The sequence below is a fragment of the Pseudomonas marincola genome, from assembly GCF_900116605.1.
Taxonomy (GTDB): domain Bacteria; phylum Pseudomonadota; class Gammaproteobacteria; order Pseudomonadales; family Pseudomonadaceae; genus Aquipseudomonas; species Aquipseudomonas marincola.
On record NZ_FPBC01000003.1, the window covers coordinates 1 to 20,732 of the forward strand.

The following is a 20,732-nucleotide window of genomic DNA, read 5'->3' on the forward strand; positions in this document are numbered from 1 at the left end:
CTTTTTTAATATCGATTTCTCTCGCTCGAGCCGAGCAATCCGAGCTTCCAACTCTTGGATTTTTTGCTGCTCCGGAGTCAGCGCCTTACTTTTAGGTGTCAAGCCTGTTCGCTCTTGCTGGAGCTGATCGACCCAACGACGCAGAGCCGTCTCACCAATACCCAGTGAGCGACTGGCCTCGATGAAGCTGTAGTTTTGACTGAGCACGAGGTCAGCAGCCTCGCGTTTGAACTCAGGGGAAAAGGTACGGCGTTGCTTGGTCATATGACACCTCGTTCTGGCGAGTATTCTCGCCTAAATGAGTGTCCGGTTTCATTAGACCACTACAATTGAGGGTGAACGAGGGCACAGGAGTGAGAACTCGTGGTTCCGGGCACTCACCTTTAAATGGAAAGCCTGAGTGCTCGGTTCTAGCTAGGAGTATTACTTCGCGGGGTAGTCGGCAATAACTTGGTCAGTACCGGCCTTGGTAAACCCGATAACCTGATAGGCATGCTGCGTACCACCAATTTCCATACCAGGTGAGCCTGCCGGCATGCCGGGAACGGCGATACCAGCCAGATCATCACGTTTGGAGAGTTCGATGATTTGCGCTGCTGGTACGTGACCTTCGACGAATTTGCCGTCGATCACGGCGGTATGGCAGGACGCCAGTCGTGGTGCAACGCCGAGTTGTTGCTTCACAGAAGTCATATCGCGCTCGACATGGTCGATGACTTTGAAGCCGTTCGCTTCCAAGTGCGAGATCCACTTCTTGCAGCAACCACAATTTGCATCACGGTGCACGTCGATTGTCAGGGCATCAGCTGATTGAACTGCCGAGGCCATAAACAAGGCGGCCAACATCGCCACCTGCGCTCCTTTACATTTAGCTGTCATGAAGGTGCTCTTTGCCATCGGCATGGGTGTGAGTATTGGGGGCAGCGGCCGGGGTCTGCTCCTTTTGAGCTGGCTCTGTTTCGTGATGACCAGCAGCACCTTCCGCTGTTTGGCCATCCGTCTCATGGTGGTCTGCGCCGCTGCCTGATGGCGTCATATCTGCTGCGTGATGATCTGCACTGCTCGACGAATCACCGTGATGATCGGCACCTGCGTTCGCCTTTGAACTATCCGAAGCATGATGATCCGTCGCAGCTTCCGGCTCGGCGTGATGATCCGCCTTGGCGCTTCCATGTTGACCTTCGTGGTTATGCATCTGGGTCTCACCGCCGCCATGATCGTGACCGCCGCTCGATGCAACTAGGGCTTGATACTGCCCAGCATCCATTTTCGGCAGTTGATCGAGGAACGCGACCATGCCCCAGATGTACTGATCACCCATGCTCTTACCCCAGGCCGGCATGCCTGTGGCCTTGATACCGTGCTTGATCACCCAAAATGCAGCGGCTGGATTGCCATCGATGCCAACCTTGGTCAGGTTCGGCGGAGCGGGATACAGCGATTGGCTGAGTTCTGTTTCAGCAACACCCGGTGCCAAGTGACAGCCGATGCACATAGAGTTGTAGTTGCCAGCTCCGGTTTTTATAAGCGCGTCATCATTGAGGTTGGGTACTTCTATATCCTTTGACCGCACTTCGATAGAGCGGTCTCTGGCCATTGCCAGGAAAGCATGTACTGCCGGGAAGTGAGGGTCATCGGCACCCACGTTGACCAAGCCCAAGTAGGCACCGCCAACTAATGCAGCGCTTCCGACGACACCCGCCGCCACTAAGGTTTTAATTGTTCTTTTCATGTCAGGCTCTCAAAACCACATCCGAATACCGGCAACCACGCGTGCCTCTTCAACATCCCCGCCCTCATCGCGCACTAAATCGGCGGTATTACCGTAGGAGCGACTCCAGGAAACGCCGATGTAGGGTGCGAACTGGCGAATGATCTCGTAACGCAGTCGAAGACCGACCTCGGCGTTGGCCAGACCGGAGCCGATTCCTCGCTCCGAATCGTTCTTGCCGTAGAAATTCACTTCAGCGGTCGGCTGAAGGATTAGGCGATTGGTCAGCAGGATGTCGTACTCGCCCTCTAAGCGCGCAGCCGTCTGGCCGTTCTCGCCGACAAAGGCAGTGGCCTCCGCCTCAAAGGCATACAGCGCCATACCCTGGATGCCGAATGCGGCCCAAGTCTGTGGCGTCTCTGGCTTGAAGTCTTGGCGAACACCCGCGACCACATCCCACCAAGGACCAATCGAGCGCCCGTACAAGGCCTGCAATTCAGCATCCTCAGTGACGCCATTGGTGCGTTCACCTTCGGAGCGCAGCCAGAGACGATTGATGTCTCCGCCGATCCAAGCGGACGCATCCCAAGCCAAGGTGCTGCCTTCATCGGCATCTTGGTATTCGAGCTGATCGAGCAGGAAAAAGCTGTTGATGGCGCTGTCGTGAACCTTGTGGCCTAGCAAAGGCGGGAACGCTGCTTCACGATCCGCATCTGTCAGTACCGGGATAGGCGTGCGACTGGTGGTTCTCGGGGCTTCAGCGGAACCATGGTTCATCTTTGTATGATCCATACCCTCCATCTGCCCTTGCATGGCGCCGTGACCCATCTTGCTGTGGTCCATAGCCGGAGCTTTTTTGGGGGGCTGGCTTTGGCTGTGACCCATCTGGCTATGATCCATGCCCGGCATCGGTTCTTTGGTAGAGCCGTGGTTCATCTTGCTATGGTCCATCGGCATGGAACCGTGGCCCATGGCCGAATGATCCATTTCCTCTGCAGCGTGAGTTAACCCGCTGCTAAGCACGCTCAGCGACACTGCCAGTGCTATTAGGGACGGGTGTAAAAGCCTAGTGGTCATGGTTCGAACCTGCTTCGGCTTCGCTGCCGCCATGCTTATCCATCATGTTTTCGTGGTCCATGCCGCCATGATCCATTTGCTGGCTAGCCGCAGCCTTTTCTTTCGCGTGCGCGGTATTTTTTTCACTTGCGGCTTCAGACGCAGGGGCTTGAGTCGCGTGTTGTTCGTGCTCACTGTGACCTGCACCGGCCAATGACAGCGGAGCATACAGAACAGCCGAAAGGCTCAACATAACAGCGCTGCCAACCAGGGCTTTTCGCTTCATAAAAGTGCTCATCAGATATCTCCTTTACTCATCCACACGAACTTCACGGAACATGCCCATTTCCATGTGGAGTAGCAGGTGGCAGTGGTAGGCCCAGCGACCCAATGCATCAGCCGTTACTCGATAGCTGCGTTTGGAACCTGGCGGCATGTCGATGGTGTGTTTTCGAACCATAAAGTTGCCGTTCGCATCCTCCAGATCACTCCACATGCCGTGAAGGTGGATGGGGTGCGTCATCATGGTGTCGTTGACCAGCGTGATGCGCACGCGCTCGCCGTACTTAAGGCGCAACGGCTCGGCATCCGAAAACTTGATGCCGTCGAATGACCAAGAAAATTTCTCCATGTGCCCGGTGAGGTGCAGCTCAATGGCTCGGCTGGGCTCACGGCCATCCGGATCGGGGAAGGTGCTTTTTAAGTCGGAATAGGTCAGCACGCGACGACCATTACCACGCAATCCGATGCCCGGATCGTCCAGCTTGTGGGTTGGGGTCATGGTCTGCATGTCGACCAGCGGGTTATTGGTTTCAGAGGCTGGGTGCGCTTGCATTGATGCGCCTGCGCCCATCCCCGCCATACCTGAATGGTCCATGCCGGCCATTTTGCTGTGATCCATGCCCGCCATGTCACCTTGCATGGCACCAGGGCTCATGCCAGCCATCTTGCTGTGGTCCATGCCGCTCATGTCGCCTTGCATGCTGCCATGGTCCATACCCGCCATGCTGCCGTGATCCATACCCATGTCGCCCATGGCGATCAGGGGGCGAGGATCCGTTTCGGGTATTGCAGCGCTCAAGCCCTCTCGTATAGCCAGAGTGCCGCGGGCATAGCCGGTGCGATCCATGGACTGAGCAAAAATGGTGTAAGCCTCTTGCTCGGCGAGCTCGACAATCACGTCGTAGGTCTCGGCAACGGCGATACGGAACTCGTCGACACTGACCGGGCTTACGTACTGGCCGTCGGCGGCCACCACGGTCATCTTCAAGCCGGGGATACGTACGTCGAAGTAGCTCATCGCCGAACCGTTGATAAAGCGCAAACGGAGCTTTTCACCCGGCTTGAAGATACCGGTCCAGTTGCCATTAGGTGCCTGGCCGTTCATCAGGTAGGTGTAGGTATAGGCGCTGACGTCGGCGAGATCGGTGGGGCTCATCTTCATTTCAGCCCACATCTTGCGATCTGCAATTGTTGCCGACCAACCTTGCTCGCTGACGTCGTTGATAAAGTCGCCAACGGTGCGTTTATGAAAGTTGTAGTAGTCCGACTGCTTTTTGAGCTTGGCCAATAACCGGGTTGGGTCTTCATCGGTCCAGTCAGTCAGCATCACCACGTAGTCACGGTCATAGCTGAATGGCTCAGGCTCTTTGGCATCAATCACCAAAGCGCCGTAAACGCCAATCTGCTCCTGCAACCCTGAGTGGCTGTGGTACCAGTAGGTACCGTTTTGATTGACCTTGAACTTGTACTCGTACATGCCATCGGGCGCGATGCCGTGGAAGCTCAAGCCAGGTACACCATCCATGTTGGCGGGCAAAATGATGCCGTGCCAGTGAATCGAGGTGTCTTCGGTCAAGCGGTTTTTCACCCGCAACGTGACGGTGTCACCTTCCTTCCAGCGCAAAATTGGCCCTGGAATAGACCCGTTAATAGCCATCGCGGTCCGGGTTGCGCCGGTTATGTTTACTGGCGTTTCACCAATGAACAAGTCGAAGTCGGTGCCAGTCAATACGTTGGGCTGACCTGGGCTGGTCACCGCCCAAACGGGAGTGCGCCACAAGCCAAGGCCTCCGAGAATGCCGGTGGCGGCCAAGCCTTTAACGAAGGTTCGTCTTGAGGTTTTGCAGTGCATACCGTTATATCCAATCAGTTGGAGGAACCAGGGGTAACCAACCGTGACGTCAGGTTGATTGTTAGTTTCATCCTGGGAGGGGTTTCCCTATCAGCCTTGCCCACTGTCGTGATTTTTCAAATCGTTGCGACAGCGAGCTTGAGAAATTGCCATATCTCAACCGGCTAAGTGATTACATTTCTGTCAGGTTGACCGCGAACTAGCAGTTGGCGTGATCGGCTGTTTTGGCTTTAGTACCAGCTACCGGCGACTCGTTTTTCTGTTGTTGGGCCAGTTGATAGGCTTCCATCGAGACCTTGCTGGCCTGTTCCATGCGCGCAAAAGTACGGTCAGCACCGCCTTCTGCCATTGCCAACGAAGACGCGGCAAGCGCGATAACCACGAACAGGGATTTAATTGATTTCATCTGGACAGTCCTCGATTTAGTTCAGTTAGCCTAGTGACCCTGATTGGGTCGCCATCAGGCATTGAGCTTCAGGCTCGAAGTAACCTTAACCAGAGTGCCCTGTCATAAACCTGAGCTGAACATTACAGTTCTGTCAGGTTGCTACTTCTTTCTTGTGGAGACTCTGCAGGGCTCTGTAGTGTCTGTTCATGCCCGCTAATGAAGCCTGTGCGGATTCGTTTTATGGCATGCCTGGCAGCGATGCCTAAGCTTCTTCGGGTCAGTGGCACTAAATAGTCCTGACCTCCACATAACCCTCAAGAGAGATTGCCACTATGTCGACCACAAATACCGTTGCTACCGGTGCCGCATTGGCACTCGTTGCCGCCAGCCTATTTGCCATCCTACCTGCACAAGCGGCTCAGGATGCGAAAACTGCCGAAGTAAAATGCTTTGGTGTGAATGGCTGTAAAGGCCAAAACGATTGCATGACTGCAAAGAACGCCTGCAAAGGCCAGGGAGAATGTAAAGGTCAAGGCTTCAACTTGATGACCCAAGAAAAATGCGATGAGGCCGGCGGTAAAACCAGCGAGTAAGCCCATCCAAGGGAGTGCAAGTCACTCCCTTGACTCGGAGTTCTAATGAGTAAAAGCAACATGCTGGGCTTTGGCTTGGGCTTGCGTAGCGAGTACTACCAGCAGATTTTGGAGCAACGTCCCGCAGTCGACTGGTTCGAGATCATCTCCGAGAACTACATGGTCGGAGGGGGAAAAGCTCTCTACTTCCTCGATGCGATCAAAGAGCAATATCCGCTGGTTATGCACGGGGTTTCCCTGTCGATTGGCGGTCCTCATGAGATCGACGCTGACTACTTGCGGCAATTGAAAAATCTAGCCGACCGAGTTCAGCCCCGCTGGGTTGCTGATCATCTGTGTTGGAGCAGGGGCAGTGCTCACCAGCTGCATGATCTACTTCCACTGCCATTCACCCAAGAGAGCCTGCTGCATGTCGCATCAAGGGTTCGGCTGGTTCAAGATATATTGCAACGACCTCTTGTGCTTGAGAACGTGTCGGCCTACGTGCAGTGGAAAACGTCCTGCATGAGCGAGTCCCAGTTTCTGGCCGAGCTGAGTAGCCTGACGGGCTGCGAGATATTGCTCGATGTGAACAATGTCTACGTCAGTTCACGCAACCAGGGATTCGACCCTTGGCAATTCATCATGGAGCTGCCCCGTGAGCGGATTCGCCAGATCCACCTAGCCGGCCATAGCGACTACGGTCACTATCTTATCGACACCCACGATCAGCCGATTGCCGGTCCGGTTTGGGCCCTGTACGGCGAAGCGTTGAACTACCTGGGTGCTACTGCCACCCTGATTGAGCGAGATGATCATTTCCCGCCTTTTGACGAGCTCTTAGCTGAGTTGTCCAAGGCGCGCTCTATCTCCGCCAAAGTTCTAGGGGCTGCCGCACCATGCGTCTGAGTGCTCAGCAGGAAGCGCTGGAGCGTTACCTGGCCACAGGCGATAGCGCGATCCCACCTGGGCTGTTGGAGCAGATCCAAGGTAGCAATACGCTGCCTGCCACAGATGGCCTGATGATTTACCACAACGCTTATCGCGCCAGGCTTCTTGGCGTCATGAGGGAAGACTTCCCAGCGTTACATCGCTGGATGGGTGACGAATCATTCGAACAGCTGGCGTTGGCTTACATCAGTGCGTGGCCGCCAAGACATTTCAGTTTGCGCTGGCTGGGTGAAAAGCTGCCAGAGTTCATCCGTGGTTATGTTGCCGAGCCACAGCGCTCTCCTATGCTGGAACTCGCCACACTTGAGTGGACCTTTACGCTGGCCTTCGACGCACCCGATGCAGTACCGCTGTCGCTGGATGTGATGGGTGGTTTTTCCGCCGATGACTGGGTCAGTCTACGGGCGTGTCTCATCCCCTCAGTTTGTTGGTTGCAGCTACAGCACAACACGGTGGATATGTGGAAGTCCGCCAAGGCAGAAATCGGTATTCCTGATGCTGTTGTTCTGTCTGCCCCCATGAACTGCCTGGTTTGGCGGCATAAGTTGGTGTGTCAGTACCGCACTCTAGAGCCAAGTGAAGCCTCGGCTTTGCGGTTGCTCACCGATGGAGGCTCGTTCGCTTCGATGTGTGAGTACCTGCTAAGTACGCATGGCGAACAGTCACCGTTGCAAGCTGCTATCTGGCTTAAAAGCTGGATCAGCGATGGGCTTCTGGTACGTACATGCCGAATAGGAACTTCGGACACAATTTTTCTGAATTGAGCTGATCGCTACGTTGCAAGGGGTATGGTCAACGACACAGCCAAGTTCATTTCAAGCACGTTGGTGGGTGTACTCTGGACAGCTGTATCGCCAGTGATAGCGTTTACGGTGGCGGCGTTATTGATGTCCACCGGTACTTCCGCTCTGATCCGGTTTCTCGAAAGTGAGCAACGTATTGCAACGAGTTCGCGGCTGGGCCAAGGCCCTGAAACGGCAGGTGATGATGTTGTGGTTTAGTTACCGGCATCCGCAAACGCCATGGTTGCCGAAAGTGGTAGCGATCATCGTAGTCGCTTATGCCCTGAGCCCCATCGATCTAATTCCAGACTTCATTCCGATCCTTGGCTACCTGGACGATGTGATCTTGCTACCTTTGGGTATCTGGATAGTAATCAAGCTGATGCCTGCGGCTGTACTGGAGGAATGCCGGCAGCTGACCCTAGCGTGGGAAAAGACCCAGCAACCGCGTCCGGTAAGTCGAGTCGCAGCAATAGTGATCATTTTGCTCTGGTTGGCACTGTTGGCCGGACTCTGGAAGTTTTACACCCGCTACTGAGTCGGGGTTGCACTCCGACATTTGGGCTCATGAGTGAAACTACTTGATGTGTTGAGTGTGTAAAATCTTGGTGGTTTCCGACTAGTTCGCTGAGCGTTGAGGACATCAACGCCCAGCATTGCTGCGTGTTTTAAATAACTCGTTTGACGCTCAGGTATTCGCCCTTGGTCTTGAGCGTGATGGTCACGTCGCTGTTGCTGCGGTTACGCCAGAACCAGCCGTGGGTGCCGTCGAAGATGGCGGTGAATTCACCTTTGTCGCCTTTAACCTGTTTACCCTTGCTGTAGCTGTGGAAGTAGCCATTCGGGCCGTTGTAGGGCTCACCGTGGGTATCGTGGTTGACCGGTACGCCATTTGTCGTCCACTCGTAGCTGATCGTGGCCTTGTCCAGCATTTCCAGCTTGATTTCACTAGCCTCGCCCGGCTTCAGCGTGACAGTCATCTCATCGGACTTCAGGGTTAGCTGAGGCTCTACTGCCGGCTCCGCCACGGCTGCTGCCGCAACTTGTTGTTGAGGTGCCGGCTGAGCAGGCACGGGGGCCTGTACGACTGGTGCCGTCGCTGGCTGAACAGCTGCATCCGTTGCCGCTTCTTCGGCCAGGGTTATTTTCAATTCGCCCATCTGGGTCAGGCCGAGCAAGCGGCCAGCTCCAGTTGGGTCGATGGCGTATTCCGATGGCATAACCACGGTGACCAGCAAGGCAGCGGCAACACTCACGGCGATCACGGTGGAGCGCAGCAGTTGGCGGCTGGTCGGCAATTCGCTGTAGGTTGGAAGCTTGGTATTGAACATGTTGAGAATTCCTTATTAAGACACGATCAGGCCGATGAGCTGGTAACCCATTAAGAGGAAACCGGCGCTCATCATGGCGACGTTGGCGGTGTAGGCATGACGCCAAAAGCTGGCGGTACGACGCCAGTAGCCCATAACAATCAGAATGGCACTCAGGGCCAGCAGCTGGCCAATCTCGACGCCGACGTTGAAGGCGATCAGGTTGGTGATCAGGCCATCTGCCGAGATCTCGTACTCCTGAATCTTGGTCGCCAGACCAAAGCCATGCAGCAAGCCGAATATCAGCGTGGCCGCTTTGGTGTTCGGCTGATGACCGAACCAGCGCTGGAACGCGCCCAGGTTATCCAATGCCTTGTACACCACCGAGAAACCGATGATGGCGTCGATCACGTATGAGCTAATGCTGATTTCCGCCAATACGCCGAGCAGCAGCGTCACCGTGTGGCCCACGGCGAACAGGGTGACGTAGAGCCATACGTCTTTCAGGCGGTAGAGGAAGAAGATCACACCGAAGAGGAACAGCAAGTGATCGTAGCCGGTGATCATGTGCTTTGCGCCCATGTAGATGAACGGCAGCGCCATCACCCCCGAGCTTTCTTGGATAAAACCCTTGTCGCCCTCGGCAACAGCGTGGGCCAGTGCGTCAGGCATGCCGAGAAACAGCAATGCCGTGAACAGCAGCAACAGTAGTAACGAGCGATTCGGGCGCACGGTCGATGCGTCCATTGCGCTCATAAATAGCGAATGCATGGTTGAGTCCTAAATTGCAGTGGTCTTGGGCCGCACGGCGGCCAGTGTCAGAGCACGAATATGGGACGTGGTGGCCGTTCGATCAGAAAGATCGGGCTGGGGGGGATGGAGTAGCGAAGGGCTTCTATCGGCTGCGCACGATCTGGCTGTGTGGTGATACTCAGCAGCGTGGTCAGGTGCGGTGTTTCATGCAGATGGTCGGCGGTCTGAGGCGAGTGGCAGTGAGCCCGGTACGCCGCACAGGCCAGCGCCTCGTCACCATGGGTATGCGAATGATCGGTGTCGCCACCATCCCAAGCCTGCTGGCTCGATCCCATAAACAGCGCAGAGGTATGTCCTGCCCAAGCCATCATGATGGCGAGAGCAAGGGCAAAAATCACCTTGGTGCTGACGGGGTGGCTGAGCATGTCGTGGTTCTTTCGATACCTAAGCGGGCGGCTTATCTGGAGAGGCTGTCGGTTTGACCGTATCCCCCCCAGGGGGATAGCATGCGAGCGTAATTCATTGATGCATGAGACTCAAGGCATGAGCGATCACGAACACGGCCACCAGCACCAAAGTCATAGCGATATCGTCAAAAGGTTGAAGCGAGCGGAGGGCCATCTGCGCAGCATCGTCACCATGATCGAAGATCATCGGGCCTGCGTCGATATCGCTCAGCAGCTGCATGCTGTTGAAAAAGCCGTCTGCCAGGCCAAGCGTGTGCTTATCCAAGATCACATTGACCACTGCCTGGAGCACACAGTCGAAGCACTCGCGGCAGGCGAGCGCACATCTCTTGAAGACTTCAAGCAAATCACCAAGTACCTCTAGGTTCCTCTCATGTCGAGCTTCGCCGAACTGCTACAACAGGGGGCCTCGCAGGCCTGGCTGTACTTTCCCAGCGCTATCCTTCTAGGAGCCTTGCACGGTCTTGAACCGGGGCATTCAAAGACCATGATGGCAGCGTTCATCGTGGCCATTCGTGGTTCAGTGAAGCAAGCGGTGCTCCTGGGATTGGCCGCAACGCTCTCGCACACTGCGATTGTGTGGGCTGTGGCAATGGCCGGCATGTACCTCGGTCAGAACCTGGACGCCGAAACCACCGAGCCGTATTTCCAGCTAGCCTCTGCCGCGATCATCATTGTCATCGCGGTGTGGATGCTTTGGCGTACCTGGCGGGGCGAGCAGATGTGGCGCTTCGAGGAAGGTGATGAGCATCCGCATGAACATCACGATGAAACGCACCGCATTGACACCGGGCACGGTCGTGTCGAGCTGTCGATCTTCGAAGAAAGCGTCCCGCCGCGCTGGCGATTGAGGAACCTGGCTGGCCATGACTGGCCAGCTGCTGAAGTGAGCCTGCTGACGACTCGCCCCGATGGGTTTGCCCAACAGTTTCGCTTTGCGGATCAGGGTGACTACCTAGAGTCACTGGACGAGATTCCCGAGCCTCATGAGTTCACCGCACGCCTGAGCCTGGGCCATGCCGGTCACTCCCACGACTATGACTTGGAGTTCCGCGAGCACAGCCACGGTCATGATAAAGCGCATACCGAGCGGGAGGGGCTGGAGCTGTCGCTAGAGGGCTATCAGGATGCCCATGAGCGCGCGCATGCCAATGACATCCGTACGCGCTTCAGCAACCGTAACGTCACCACTGGCCAGATCATCATGTTCGGCCTTACGGGCGGCCTGATTCCCTGTCCAGCAGCAATCACCGTGCTGCTGCTCTGCCTGCAAGTTAAGGAGGTCGCGCTCGGAGCCGTCTTGGTGCTGTGCTTCAGCATTGGTCTGGCCATTACCCTAGTCACTGTTGGTGCCGCCGCCGCTCTCGGCGCACGCCAAGCGTCCAATCGTTGGCCTTGGTTTGGCACCGTGGCGCGTCGGGCCCCGTACCTGTCCAGCCTGTTGATTATCGGCGTGGGGATTTACGTCGGCGTCCATGGTTGGAACGGCCTGAACGCCTAGCGTGATGTTGGAGTTATCCGGCTATGTCGGCCTGTTCCTCGCCGCCTTCGGTGCCGCCACGCTGCTACCCATGCAGTCGGAAGCGGTGCTGGTCGGATTGCTGCTGACTGACCGTTATACGGTCTGGACACTACTGGCGGTGGCGATAACGGGCAATGTATTGGGCTCCGTACTGAATTGGCTGCTGGGTCGGTCTATCGAACATTACCGGCACAAACGCTGGTTTCCAGTCAGCGAAAGCCGACTAGAAAAGACCCAGCAGGCTTATCACCGCTTCGGTCGTTGGTCGCTGCTGCTCAGCTGGGTGCCGATCATTGGTGATCCACTCACCGTTGTGGCGGGTGTCATGCGCGAACCCTTCTGGAGTTTTCTGTTGATTGTGACGCTGGCCAAGGCCGCCCGCTATCTGCTGCTGGCGGGCGTTACGCTGGGGTGGCTCAGATGAGCCCGCAAGGGCGCGACGCCAACCTGGATCTGATCAAGTGGCTGGCGATGCTGACCATGCTCTTGGATCACTTACGCTACCTCTGGCCACAGGCGGCTGATTGGCTATTCATAATTGGTCGGCTTGCCTTTCCGCTGTTCTGCCTGGGGATTGCAGCCAATGTCGCACGCCCTCGATCTGGGGGGGTGTACACCGATGACAATGTTCGCTATCTGGGCTGGATGGCTGCGTTTTCGGTGATTTCTGAGCTGCCCTATCACCTGCTTTCCAGTGACAGCAGCACGCTCAATGTAATGCCCTCACTGATGCTGGGCCTGCTTATCGTCTGGGGGGCGCATCACCGTGGGCGCGACGGTTTTGTCCTGGCTCTGGCCGGCGTAACCGTGGCTGTGCTGATTCAAGAGCGCCTGATGTATGGGGTTTTCGGCGCTCTGCTGCCGGCAGCATTGCTACTAGCTATTCAGCGTCCCGGCCCTGTGTGGCTATTGCCTGCTGCACTTTGCGTACTAGCCAACAGTCGCAGCCGATGGGTCGCGGAGTGGGAGGTGCAGCCCTATACGCTGCTAATCATGTTTACAGCGTTTGCCGCCCCCTTGCTTGGACTATGGCTGCTGCGTCGGGTGCGTCATTTCAGGGTTTGGCCGGTCAAGCGCTGGGGCTATTGGTTCTACCCCGGCCATCTAGCAGCTCTGCACCTGATCCGCTCGCTCAGTTAGTGATGATGCCTCTCTTCAGAAACCTTCTTGCGCAATGAAGGCCTTTTGCCATACCGTTAAAGCGTGACGTGTGTCACATATAACAAGAGACTGAAAAGGAGTTCCTCATGAAGAAGTTTTCTGCTGTCCTGATTGCTGCTGTTCTCGCTTTAACCTCCGTGGCAGCCCTTGCCCACAGCGGCGGTACGGATTCCAAAGGCTGTCATCGCAACCACAAAACGGGCGATTACCACTGCCATTAAGCATTTGCCAGTAGCGGCTGGCCGCCTTTCATCTGTGGCGGCCAGTTAACTTCCTTATTCGTCAGTCATAGTTTCTGATCCCTAGGATTAACGACTATTCACCAGGCGTGGTTTGTTCGATGTCGTACTGCTAATCGGCGTCTCGGTACGAGTTTCGGCGGTCATGGGGGCCCTGAATTGCTTGAGCCGGAGTGCATTCCCGAGCACGAAGACACTTGAGAAAGCCATCGCGGCAGCCGCAAAGATTGGCGAAAGCAGCGTGCCGTTCACCGGGTAGAGCGCGCCCGCTGCGACCGGAATCAGCACGGCGTTGTAGGCGAAGGCCCAGAACAGGTTCTGCTTGATGTTGCGGATCGTTGCCTGGCTGATCGCGATGGCGTTCGGCACGCCACGCAGGTCACCCGACATCAGTACTACGTCAGCTGCCTCGATCGCCACATCGGTTCCCGTCCCGATGGCCAGCCCAACGTCCGCTTCTGCGAGTGCCGGCGCGTCGTTGATACCGTCGCCCACGAAGGCGACCCGCGCGCCATTGGTCCGGAACTTCTTCAGTGCTGCGACCTTGCCGTCGGGCAAGACCTCGGCAGCGACTTCATCGATGCCGAGCTGCTTGGCGATCGCTGCGGCTGTAGCAGCGTTGTCACCGGTGATCATCGCGACTTTGAGCCCGAGCGCGTGCAGCGCCTTGATCGCCGCGGGCGTCGTTTCCTTGATCGGATCGGCGATCGCGATAACCGCCGCCAAGCGGCCGTCGATCGCGGCATAGAGCGGACTCTTGCCTTGCTCGCCAAGACGCTGGGCGGCTGGCAGGAAACTCGACACATCAAGACCGAGCTGCGTCATGAACCGGTCCGCGCCGACAGCGACGGTCCGACCGGCGACCTTTGCCGACACGCCGAAGCCTGGTGTCGCCTCGAAGCCCTCGATGGGTGCGAGCGCGAAATTCGCCTGCTTTGCGGCTGCGACAATCGCTTCTGCGATTGGATGCTCGGAGCGGGTTTCGACCGCAGCAACGAGAGTCAAGACCTCGTTGTATTCGAAGCCCTCGGCAGGGACGAGGTCAGTCAGTTCGGGGCGTCCTTTAGTCAGTGTGCCGGTCTTATCGAGAGCGATCACGCTCACATCGCGCAGCGCCTGCAAGGCTTCGCCCTTGCGGAAGAGAATGCCGAATTCGGCCGCGCGGCCAGTACCGACCATGATCGAGGTCGGCGTGGCCAGCCCCATGGCGCAAGGGCAGGCGATGATGAGAACCGCGACCGCATTCACGAGCGCGAAAGTCAGCGCCGGGTCTGGGCCGAAAATCAACCAGACCAGGAAGGTCAGCGCGGCCGCCGCCATCACCGCCGGGACGAACCACATAGTCACTTTGTCGACCAGCGCCTGTATCGGCAACTTGGAGCCCTGCGCTTCTTCGACGAGGCGGATGATCTGCGCGAGCATCGTGTTCGCGCCGACCTTGGTTACGCGGAAACTGAAAGCGCCCGTCTTGTTGATCGTACCGCCGACGACCTCGGCTCCCGCTCCCTTCGACACGGGCACCGGCTCGCCGGTGATCATGCTCTCGTCAACATAAGAGGTTCCGTCGACGACCTCGCCGTCGACCGGAACCTTCTCGCCCGGACGAACGAGCACGACGTCACCTGTCGTTACCTGATCGAGCGCAATTTCGATCGTCTCGCCGTTGCGCTCGACACGCGCGGTCTTGGCCTGCAGCCCGACGAGCCGCTTGATCGCCTGCGACGTTCGCCCCTTGGCGCGCGCCTCCAGCGTGCGCCCGAGCAGGATCAAGGTCACGATGACCACGGCAGCTTCGAAATAGACGTTGGCTGTACCTTGCGGGAGCACTTTGGGGATAAAGGTCGCGACCACCGAATAGCCGTAAGCAGCCGCAGTGCCGAGCGAGACCAGCGAGTTCATGTCGGGAGCAATGCGCAGCAACGCCGGTACGCCCTTGCGGAAGAAGCGCAGGCCCGGGCCGAACAGGACCAGGGTGGCAAGCGCGAACTGTATATACCAGCTCGTCTGCTGGCCCAGGACCCCCATCACCCAATGGTGCATGGCGGGAATGAGGTGAGAGCCCATCTCAAGGATGAAGACTGGCAGGGTGAGGATGGATGCAACAAGCAAATCGCGCCGCAGCGCCCTCGCCTCGCTCTCACGACGCTCGGCGTCCTGATCGCCCGCAGTCGGCGTTTCGGCAGACACGCGGCGGGACTTGTAACCCGCCTGTTCGACCGCCGCTTCAAGGTCGGCGATGGAGGCGACACCGGCAAGGTGGCGCACCCGCGCGCTCTCGGTCGCCAGGTTGACAGTGGCTTCAAGCACGCCAGGGACTTTTGCGAGCGCCTTCTCAACCCGGCCCACACATGATGCGCAGGTCATGTCCTCGATCGCGAGCTCGGTGGTCTCTTCGCGAACGGTGTAGCCGGCGCTCTCGATGGCGCGCACAGCGGCCTGCGAGTCGGCCAAGCCCGTGAAAGTGATGTCGGCGCGCTCGGTGGCCAGATTGGGCGAGGCCATCTGCACGCCGGTGACCTCTTTCAGCGCGCGTTCGACGCGGCCAACACACGAGGCACACGTCATGCCTTCGATAGGCAGACTCAGGCGAGTGACTGAGGGCATGGATGGATTGACGTCTTGTTGGGCAACGGAAGCCATTGAAATATCCCTTGAATGTTTCTGTTGAGGAGAAGTTTCAAGCTTCCCCGTGTGGGAAGGTCAAGGCCTGTGGGCGATTTAATTCACGGCGCGTCAGTTCGAACTGCCGTCGACACTGCCGCAGCCCGTATCTGCTTCTGGGCAGAGCCCGCACGCTAAGAACTTTTGGGTGACAGCTGCTTGGTCCACGCCTGTTCCGCATGCGCGCGCAGCTGTGCCGCTTTAGCTGTCGCGCAGTCGTGACGTTCAGCGCAGCCGAGAAAGAGCCGGTTAGCCCAATCCTGGCGACAAAAGACGAACGGTCATTGCTCAAATGTCAGAAGTGTAATCAAATATCTGACATTGATATGAGCCGAGCTTTCATATGCGATCGATCCCGCAAGCGATCTTGGAACGCAGCCAATCCCTAAGCGAAGGTGGAGTTCTTGCGCCCAAGGAGTTTCTTCATCTTGGTAGTCGTGCGGCGGTTGATCAGGCGTTTTGTCGCTTGGCTAAAGCCGGGCAACTGATGCGAATAGCGCGCGGTATTTACGTCGCGCCGGTGCGTGAAAAAGACCAGACCAGGGCACCGTCGGCAGAGTCATTGGCGAAATCAATCGCCGCTCAGGGTAAGCAGTGCATCTCGCTCGATGGCGCACAGGCCGCGAGATCAATGGGGTTGACGCTAGCTGCTTCTACTAAAGAGGTGTACCTGACCACAGGGCGCAGTAAGCGGTTGGTAGTCGGCTCCCGGACAATTTACTTCCAGCACGCTCCCTACTGGCTGTTCTCATTGGGGGCGACGCCAGCCGGGGATGCGCTCAGGGCGATGGCCTGGGTGGGTAAAGATCAGGCTGAAAATTCGGCCCAGAAACTTCGTCGACACTTAGCGGAAGTGGAGTGGGAAAGCCTGGGTTCGGTCCGTGCGAGCCTTCCCAGCTGGATGGCCACCGCCCTTGGCAGGGCCGCGATGTTAAATGAATTGCGTTGAACTCAGGCCAGACACTGATTGCTTGTGCGAATAAAAGTTGACGTATTCAAGGCCAGAAGCGGGTCTTAACGATTAAACTAACCCCTACGCAAAGGTAGAAACCATGGCTAGCGGCGAACAACTGAAAGCGCTTCTGCGCTCGCATATCAAGGGAGATGACACGCATTTCCTTGCCGTTGCTATGCAGATGGCGGCCCATGAGGCTAAGCAGGGTCACGGGAAGCTTGCAGAAGATTTGCGGGCTCTAATTGATTCGGCCAAGAAAAATCGTCTGCCTTCCGGTCAGCCGGTGCCCATCGGGCAGCCTCGCGGCGAGCTGAGTAACCTGCTGTCAGTAGCTCTTCCCAAGACCCGCTTTTCGGAAATGATTCTGGACGAGGCCACTCATGCCCGTCTTGGAAGAATCATCAATGAGCAGCGCAACTTCGAGAAGATTCGCGCACACGGCCTCTCCCCTCGCCGCAAGCTGCTTTTGGTTGGGCCACCTGGTACCGGCAAGACCATGACCGCCTCGGCGCTTGCCGGCGAGCTCGGGATTCCGCTCTACATCGTCCGCCTTGATAGCCTCATCACCAAGTACATGGGTGAGACCGCAGCCAAGCTGCGTCAGATTTTTGATGCCATTCGCGATACTCGCGGCATTTATTTTTTCGACGAATTCGATGCCATCGGTTCCCAGCGTGGTCTTGCCAACGACGTGGGCGAAATCCGTCGCGTCCTGAACAGCTTTCTGCAGATGATCGAGCAGGACCAATCCAATAGCCTGATCATCGCTGCCACCAATCACCCTGAAATTCTTGACTACGCCTTGTTCCGACGCTTCGATGATGTTATCGAATACGGACTGCCCAATCAGGAACAGACCAAGGCTGTGCTCAAGAATCGACTAGCGAACTTTTCCAAGTCGATTCGCAGCTGGGACAAACTCTGCAAGGTCGCAGAGGGGCTCAGCCATGCAGAACTTGCGAGGGCGGCAGACGACGCGATCAAGGACACGATCATTCATGACCGTACCGAGATGGCGGTCAAAGACGTGGAAAGGCACCTTGAAGAACGGAAGACTTTCCACGGGAGACGGCACTCCTAACGTAGTAGAGCATTTAGATGACGGAATCGATCAACGGACAACGGCCTCACTTTCATCTTCAGGGACAGGGACTACCCGAACGGTTCCGATCCACAGCATCAGCAACACGAGACCCTCGCTACCCCACGCCAAACCGAGGGGCTCATGGCGGAAAACTACTCGCTCAACTCCAACATGTCAGCGGTCAGATGGCCTCTGCAGTGCAGCTGCAGCGCGAAGCATCTGAAAGGCAAATGCGACAAGGAGACAGGTCTGAAGGTGGGTACGGCCTGCAAATCGAATTCCGCAGCGAGCCTGGTTACGCGCTTGCATTCGAAGGCCTTGCCCGAGGCGCTCAGCGCATTGAGCTCATGAACCTGCGTCATGACCCCGCCACGAATACTGACTTCGCCACGGTATTCGTTCCAGATGGTCAGCTCAAAGCCTTTGAGAAACTCGTCAGGCAATACCTGGAGGTGGAGACCTCCAAGGGGAGTCCGCGCAACGCTCCGCTCCTGAATCCAATCCAAGAAATCCGAGTCGCAGCTTTCAACGCCCTGTGGACTGATGATCCCGCAGTGTTGCCGCCAGATGAAAACGAAACCATTTGGTGGGAATTCTGGTTGCCTATCAGGGAAGGCCGTGAAGCAGTGCTGAATCGCTTTAAGTCGGTTGCCGAAGCATGTGGCTTTCATACATCCGAAAAAGAGCTGAAGTTTCCTGAGCGGACAGTGCTCAACGTTTATGCCTCGCGAGCAGCCATCACTCGGTCACTCTTGCTGCTCAATGAAGTCGCCGAGATTCGTAGAGCCAAGGACACCGCCGAATTTTTTGATGCCCTTGCGCCGCTAGAACAAAGAGAATGGGTAGAGAACCTGCTTGAGCGAACCACCCCCGCAGGGGGCGGCAGTATCCGCGTCTGCCTTCTAGATACCGGAGTCAATCGGGGCCACCCACTCTTAACTCAGCACATTGACGCGAATGACCTCTACACCGTCAACCACAACTGGGGTCTTGCGGATACTACGGGTCATGGCACACAGCTCGCAGGAATCGCCCTTTATGGTGATCTGTTTGACCCTCTCAACGGACAGAACCCGATTTCGATCGAGCATCGCCTTGAGTCGGTGAAATTGCTCCCCGCAGCCCAGGGAAATCAAAAGGAGCCCTACGGCGCTTTGATGATCGACGCCGTAACCCAGCCGGATACCGCCAAGCCGGAAGTGCGCAGGGTCTACAGCATGGCGATCACCAGCCTCGACGACCGAGATCGCGGCCGCCCCTCCGCATGGTCAGCTGCAGTTGATGAGCTCGCATCCGACGTGTTGGGAGAGAGAGCTAACCCTCGGCTTATCGTCGTGTCCGCCGGCAATGCGGACAAGAACCAGGCCACCCACTACCCGCATAACACCACCACCGACGGAATCCATGATCCGGCCCAGGCCTGGAATGCACTGTGCGTAGGCGCTTACACCCAGAAGGTCACTATCGACCCTCCCAACCCTGGATTGCGCCCGATCGCTGCCGCAGGCAGCCTCAGCCCATACAGCACGACTTCGGGGACCTGGAGCAACTCGGCTTGGCCCTTGAAACCCGATGTAGTGTTTGAAGGAGGTAACCTGGCCACAGACGGGCAACAAGCATACACCGAGCCCTGTCTTTCCCTTGTAACCACGGCACACGAACCAGAACAACGGCTTTTGACGACGACCAGCGCCACCAGCGCAGCATCCGCGCTAGCAGCTCGCATGGCAGCACAAGTATCGACGAACTACCCACAGTTCTGGCCCGAGACTGTACGAGCTTTAATCGTGCACTCAGCTGAGTGGCCTGATCGCATGCGGCAGGACTTCCTTGCTGCCGGCACCAAGGCCGGCTACGAAAATCTGGTCAAGCACTGCGGCTTTGGCGTGCCAGACCTAAATCGTGCCCTGTGGAGTGCTGGCGACTCCTTGACCATGATTGTCGAGGACCATCTCAGGCCGTTCATGAGGCAGGGCACCAAGCCGCCCACCGCGCGGGATATGCATCTTCATCTGCTTCCCTGGCCGCAGGAGGAACTGCTCAACTTAGGCAACATCGATGTGGAAATGCGAGTGACACTTTCCTACTTCGTAGAGCCAAACCCCGGTATAGCCGAACGCGGTATCAAGGGGCGTTATCGCTACGAGTCGCATGGCCTACGCTTCGATGTCAGCCGCCCAAACGAAGACCGTGACCAGTTCCGCCAGCGTATCAACAAGCGTGCACGGGATGAGGAAGAAGGTGGCTACCAGGGCGGCGGCTCAGATCCGAACTGGCTGCTCGGTACCCAGACACGGCATCGAGGCTCACTCCACTCGGACATCTGGCGAGGTACTGCAGCCGAACTGGCAGGACGGGGAATGCTTGGTATCTATCCCGCACTGGGGTGGTGGAAAACGCTTGTTAAGCAGCAGCGATATGACGACACCGTGAGGTACAGTCTGGTGGTGTCGATCAGGACTCCGCAAACGGAAGTTGACCTCTACGCGGCAGTGGAATCTCTGATCGAAGCACAGGCAGCGGTCCTGGTCTGAGATCAAGGGTTTCAAATGAGGCCATGGCCCTGAAGCCATGACCTCATCGCTCGCAAAAGCTCGGATTGAGGGTGTCAAAAGGAGTCGATCACAACCCAGTCGACTCTTACGGGCTGACCTGCGCGGTATAGCCCAGATCCTGAATCACCTTGCGGATAGATTCCGCGGGTTCTTGGCTGTCTACCGATACCTTACCGGCAGCACGGTCAATCTCCACTTTTGCGGTTTCATCTACCGCCTGAATTGCCTTTGTGATCTTGCTTACGCAACTGCCACAACCCATTCCTGATACCTGTAAAACGAACATAAATCACCTTGTTAGTTAGGCGGCAAAGATGCCGTAACCTGAGCATCGACCTTGACACGATGGTAAGGTCAAGCCTGTTGTTTAGCGCCAGTAGATGTTCTTTCGGAGTTGATTGAATTCCGGTGCCTGCCAGCTGGCGTTAGAT

Annotated in this window: 24 protein-coding genes; 12 read left to right on the forward strand and 12 right to left on the reverse strand. The window is 57.0% G+C overall.

What is annotated here, in order from left to right; translation table 11 throughout:
- From BM395_RS06230 to BM395_RS06260, 7 genes are all read right to left on the reverse strand, one after another.
- A partial coding sequence (locus BM395_RS06230; protein WP_141124079.1) for a transposase occupies window positions 1-264 on the reverse strand: 264 nt, incomplete at its 3' end.
- 159 nt (window positions 265-423) lie between these two features.
- Window positions 424-879 (reverse strand): DUF411 domain-containing protein, encoded by a 456-nt coding sequence (locus tag BM395_RS06235; RefSeq protein ID WP_090509834.1) that lies wholly within the window; start codon window positions 877-879, stop codon window positions 424-426.
- The gene (locus tag BM395_RS06240; protein WP_090509847.1) at window positions 869-1,732 is read right to left on the reverse strand and encodes a c-type cytochrome; all 864 of its coding nucleotides are present in this window, start codon (window positions 1,730-1,732) and stop codon (window positions 869-871) included. The genes BM395_RS06235 and BM395_RS06240 overlap by 11 nt, the downstream gene beginning before the upstream one ends.
- A gap of 9 nt (window positions 1,733-1,741) precedes the next feature.
- Window positions 1,742-2,788, reverse strand: a complete 1,047-nt coding sequence (locus tag BM395_RS06245; RefSeq protein ID WP_090509850.1) for a copper resistance protein B — start codon at window positions 2,786-2,788, stop codon at window positions 1,742-1,744.
- Window positions 2,778-3,065, reverse strand: a complete 288-nt coding sequence (locus tag BM395_RS06250; protein WP_010490670.1) for a hypothetical protein — start codon at window positions 3,063-3,065, stop codon at window positions 2,778-2,780. Before BM395_RS06250 ends, BM395_RS06245 begins: the two co-directional genes overlap by 11 nt.
- 12 nt (window positions 3,066-3,077) lie before the next feature.
- Window positions 3,078-4,901 (reverse strand): copper resistance system multicopper oxidase, encoded by a 1,824-nt coding sequence (locus BM395_RS06255; RefSeq protein ID WP_090509854.1) that lies wholly within the window; start codon window positions 4,899-4,901, stop codon window positions 3,078-3,080.
- Window positions 4,902-5,100: 199 nt separating this feature from the next.
- Window positions 5,101-5,307, reverse strand: a complete 207-nt coding sequence (locus BM395_RS06260) for a co-regulatory protein PtrA N-terminal domain-containing protein (protein WP_010490674.1) — start codon at window positions 5,305-5,307, stop codon at window positions 5,101-5,103.
- 314 nt (window positions 5,308-5,621) lie between these two features.
- Here BM395_RS06260 and bufA2 point away from each other — a divergent pair, with 314 nt between their 5' ends.
- The 4 genes from bufA2 (at window position 5,622) to BM395_RS06285 (ending at window position 8,132) form a co-directional block, all read left to right on the forward strand.
- On the forward strand, window positions 5,622-5,882 hold the full coding sequence (gene bufA2, locus BM395_RS06265; RefSeq protein ID WP_069899911.1) for a BufA2 family periplasmic bufferin-type metallophore: 261 nt from the start codon (window positions 5,622-5,624) through the stop codon (window positions 5,880-5,882).
- A 45-nt stretch (window positions 5,883-5,927) separates the two neighbouring features.
- Window positions 5,928-6,770 (forward strand): MNIO family bufferin maturase, encoded by an 843-nt coding sequence (gene bufB, locus BM395_RS06270; RefSeq protein ID WP_090509856.1) that lies wholly within the window; start codon window positions 5,928-5,930, stop codon window positions 6,768-6,770.
- Window positions 6,761-7,576, forward strand: a complete 816-nt coding sequence (locus tag BM395_RS06275) for an HvfC/BufC N-terminal domain-containing protein (protein ID WP_069899910.1) — start codon at window positions 6,761-6,763, stop codon at window positions 7,574-7,576. Before bufB ends, BM395_RS06275 begins: the two co-directional genes overlap by 10 nt.
- A gap of 163 nt (window positions 7,577-7,739) precedes the next feature.
- A complete protein-coding gene (locus BM395_RS06285; protein ID WP_010490683.1) occupies window positions 7,740-8,132 on the forward strand; it encodes a YkvA family protein in 393 nt (130 codons plus the stop codon).
- 130 nt (window positions 8,133-8,262) lie between these two features.
- On the opposite strand, the gene BM395_RS06290 is transcribed toward BM395_RS06285, so the two are convergent.
- From BM395_RS06290 to BM395_RS06300, 3 genes are read right to left on the reverse strand one after another with little or no spacing between them, the layout of a single operon-like run.
- Entirely contained in the window at window positions 8,263-8,925 is a 663-nt protein-coding gene (locus BM395_RS06290; RefSeq protein ID WP_069899908.1) for a transmembrane anchor protein, read from the reverse strand.
- Between the two features lie 15 nt (window positions 8,926-8,940).
- A complete protein-coding gene (locus BM395_RS06295; RefSeq protein WP_090509861.1) occupies window positions 8,941-9,675 on the reverse strand; it encodes a HupE/UreJ family protein in 735 nt (244 codons plus the stop codon).
- Window positions 9,676-9,722: 47 nt separating this feature from the next.
- Entirely contained in the window at window positions 9,723-10,082 is a 360-nt protein-coding gene (locus BM395_RS06300; protein ID WP_090509863.1) for a hypothetical protein, read from the reverse strand.
- A gap of 118 nt (window positions 10,083-10,200) precedes the next feature.
- Here BM395_RS06300 and mreA point away from each other — a divergent pair, with 118 nt between their 5' ends.
- From mreA to BM395_RS06325, 5 genes are all read left to right on the forward strand, one after another.
- Window positions 10,201-10,488: a metal-sensing transcriptional repressor MreA gene (mreA, locus tag BM395_RS06305; RefSeq protein WP_090509882.1), complete on the forward strand. Its 288-nt coding sequence runs from the start codon at window positions 10,201-10,203 to the stop codon at window positions 10,486-10,488.
- Window positions 10,489-10,497: 9 nt separating this feature from the next.
- Window positions 10,498-11,625, forward strand: a complete 1,128-nt coding sequence (locus tag BM395_RS06310; RefSeq protein ID WP_090509889.1) for a nickel/cobalt efflux transporter — start codon at window positions 10,498-10,500, stop codon at window positions 11,623-11,625.
- 4 nt (window positions 11,626-11,629) lie between these two features.
- Window positions 11,630-12,070: a YqaA family protein gene (locus BM395_RS06315; RefSeq protein WP_090509906.1), complete on the forward strand. Its 441-nt coding sequence runs from the start codon at window positions 11,630-11,632 to the stop codon at window positions 12,068-12,070.
- A complete protein-coding gene (locus BM395_RS06320; protein ID WP_090509909.1) occupies window positions 12,067-12,786 on the forward strand; it encodes a TraX family protein in 720 nt (239 codons plus the stop codon). The genes BM395_RS06315 and BM395_RS06320 overlap by 4 nt, the downstream gene beginning before the upstream one ends.
- Window positions 12,787-12,893: 107 nt before the next feature.
- Window positions 12,894-13,028 carry a YHYH domain-containing protein gene (locus BM395_RS06325; RefSeq protein ID WP_010490700.1) on the forward strand — a complete coding sequence of 45 codons (135 nt, stop codon included), beginning with the start codon at window positions 12,894-12,896 and terminating at the stop codon, window positions 13,026-13,028.
- An 87-nt stretch (window positions 13,029-13,115) separates the two neighbouring features.
- Here BM395_RS06325 and BM395_RS06330 read toward each other — a convergent pair whose 3' ends face one another.
- On the reverse strand, window positions 13,116-15,686 hold the full coding sequence (locus BM395_RS06330; protein ID WP_069899904.1) for a heavy metal translocating P-type ATPase: 2,571 nt from the start codon (window positions 15,684-15,686) through the stop codon (window positions 13,116-13,118).
- A 364-nt stretch (window positions 15,687-16,050) separates the two neighbouring features.
- Here BM395_RS06330 and BM395_RS06335 point away from each other — a divergent pair, with 364 nt between their 5' ends.
- From BM395_RS06335 to BM395_RS06345, 3 genes are all read left to right on the forward strand, one after another.
- Window positions 16,051-16,656 (forward strand): DUF6088 family protein, encoded by a 606-nt coding sequence (locus tag BM395_RS06335; RefSeq protein ID WP_010490704.1) that lies wholly within the window; start codon window positions 16,051-16,053, stop codon window positions 16,654-16,656.
- Window positions 16,657-16,759: 103 nt separating this feature from the next.
- Window positions 16,760-17,743, forward strand: a complete 984-nt coding sequence (locus BM395_RS06340) for an AAA family ATPase (protein WP_010490707.1) — start codon at window positions 16,760-16,762, stop codon at window positions 17,741-17,743.
- Between the two features lie 188 nt (window positions 17,744-17,931).
- On the forward strand, window positions 17,932-20,280 hold the full coding sequence (locus BM395_RS06345; RefSeq protein WP_090509911.1) for a S8 family peptidase: 2,349 nt from the start codon (window positions 17,932-17,934) through the stop codon (window positions 20,278-20,280).
- 106 nt (window positions 20,281-20,386) lie between these two features.
- On the opposite strand, the gene BM395_RS06350 is transcribed toward BM395_RS06345, so the two are convergent.
- Window positions 20,387-20,587, reverse strand: a complete 201-nt coding sequence (locus tag BM395_RS06350) for a heavy-metal-associated domain-containing protein (protein WP_029529721.1) — start codon at window positions 20,585-20,587, stop codon at window positions 20,387-20,389.
- Between the last annotated feature and the right edge of the window lie 145 nt (window positions 20,588-20,732).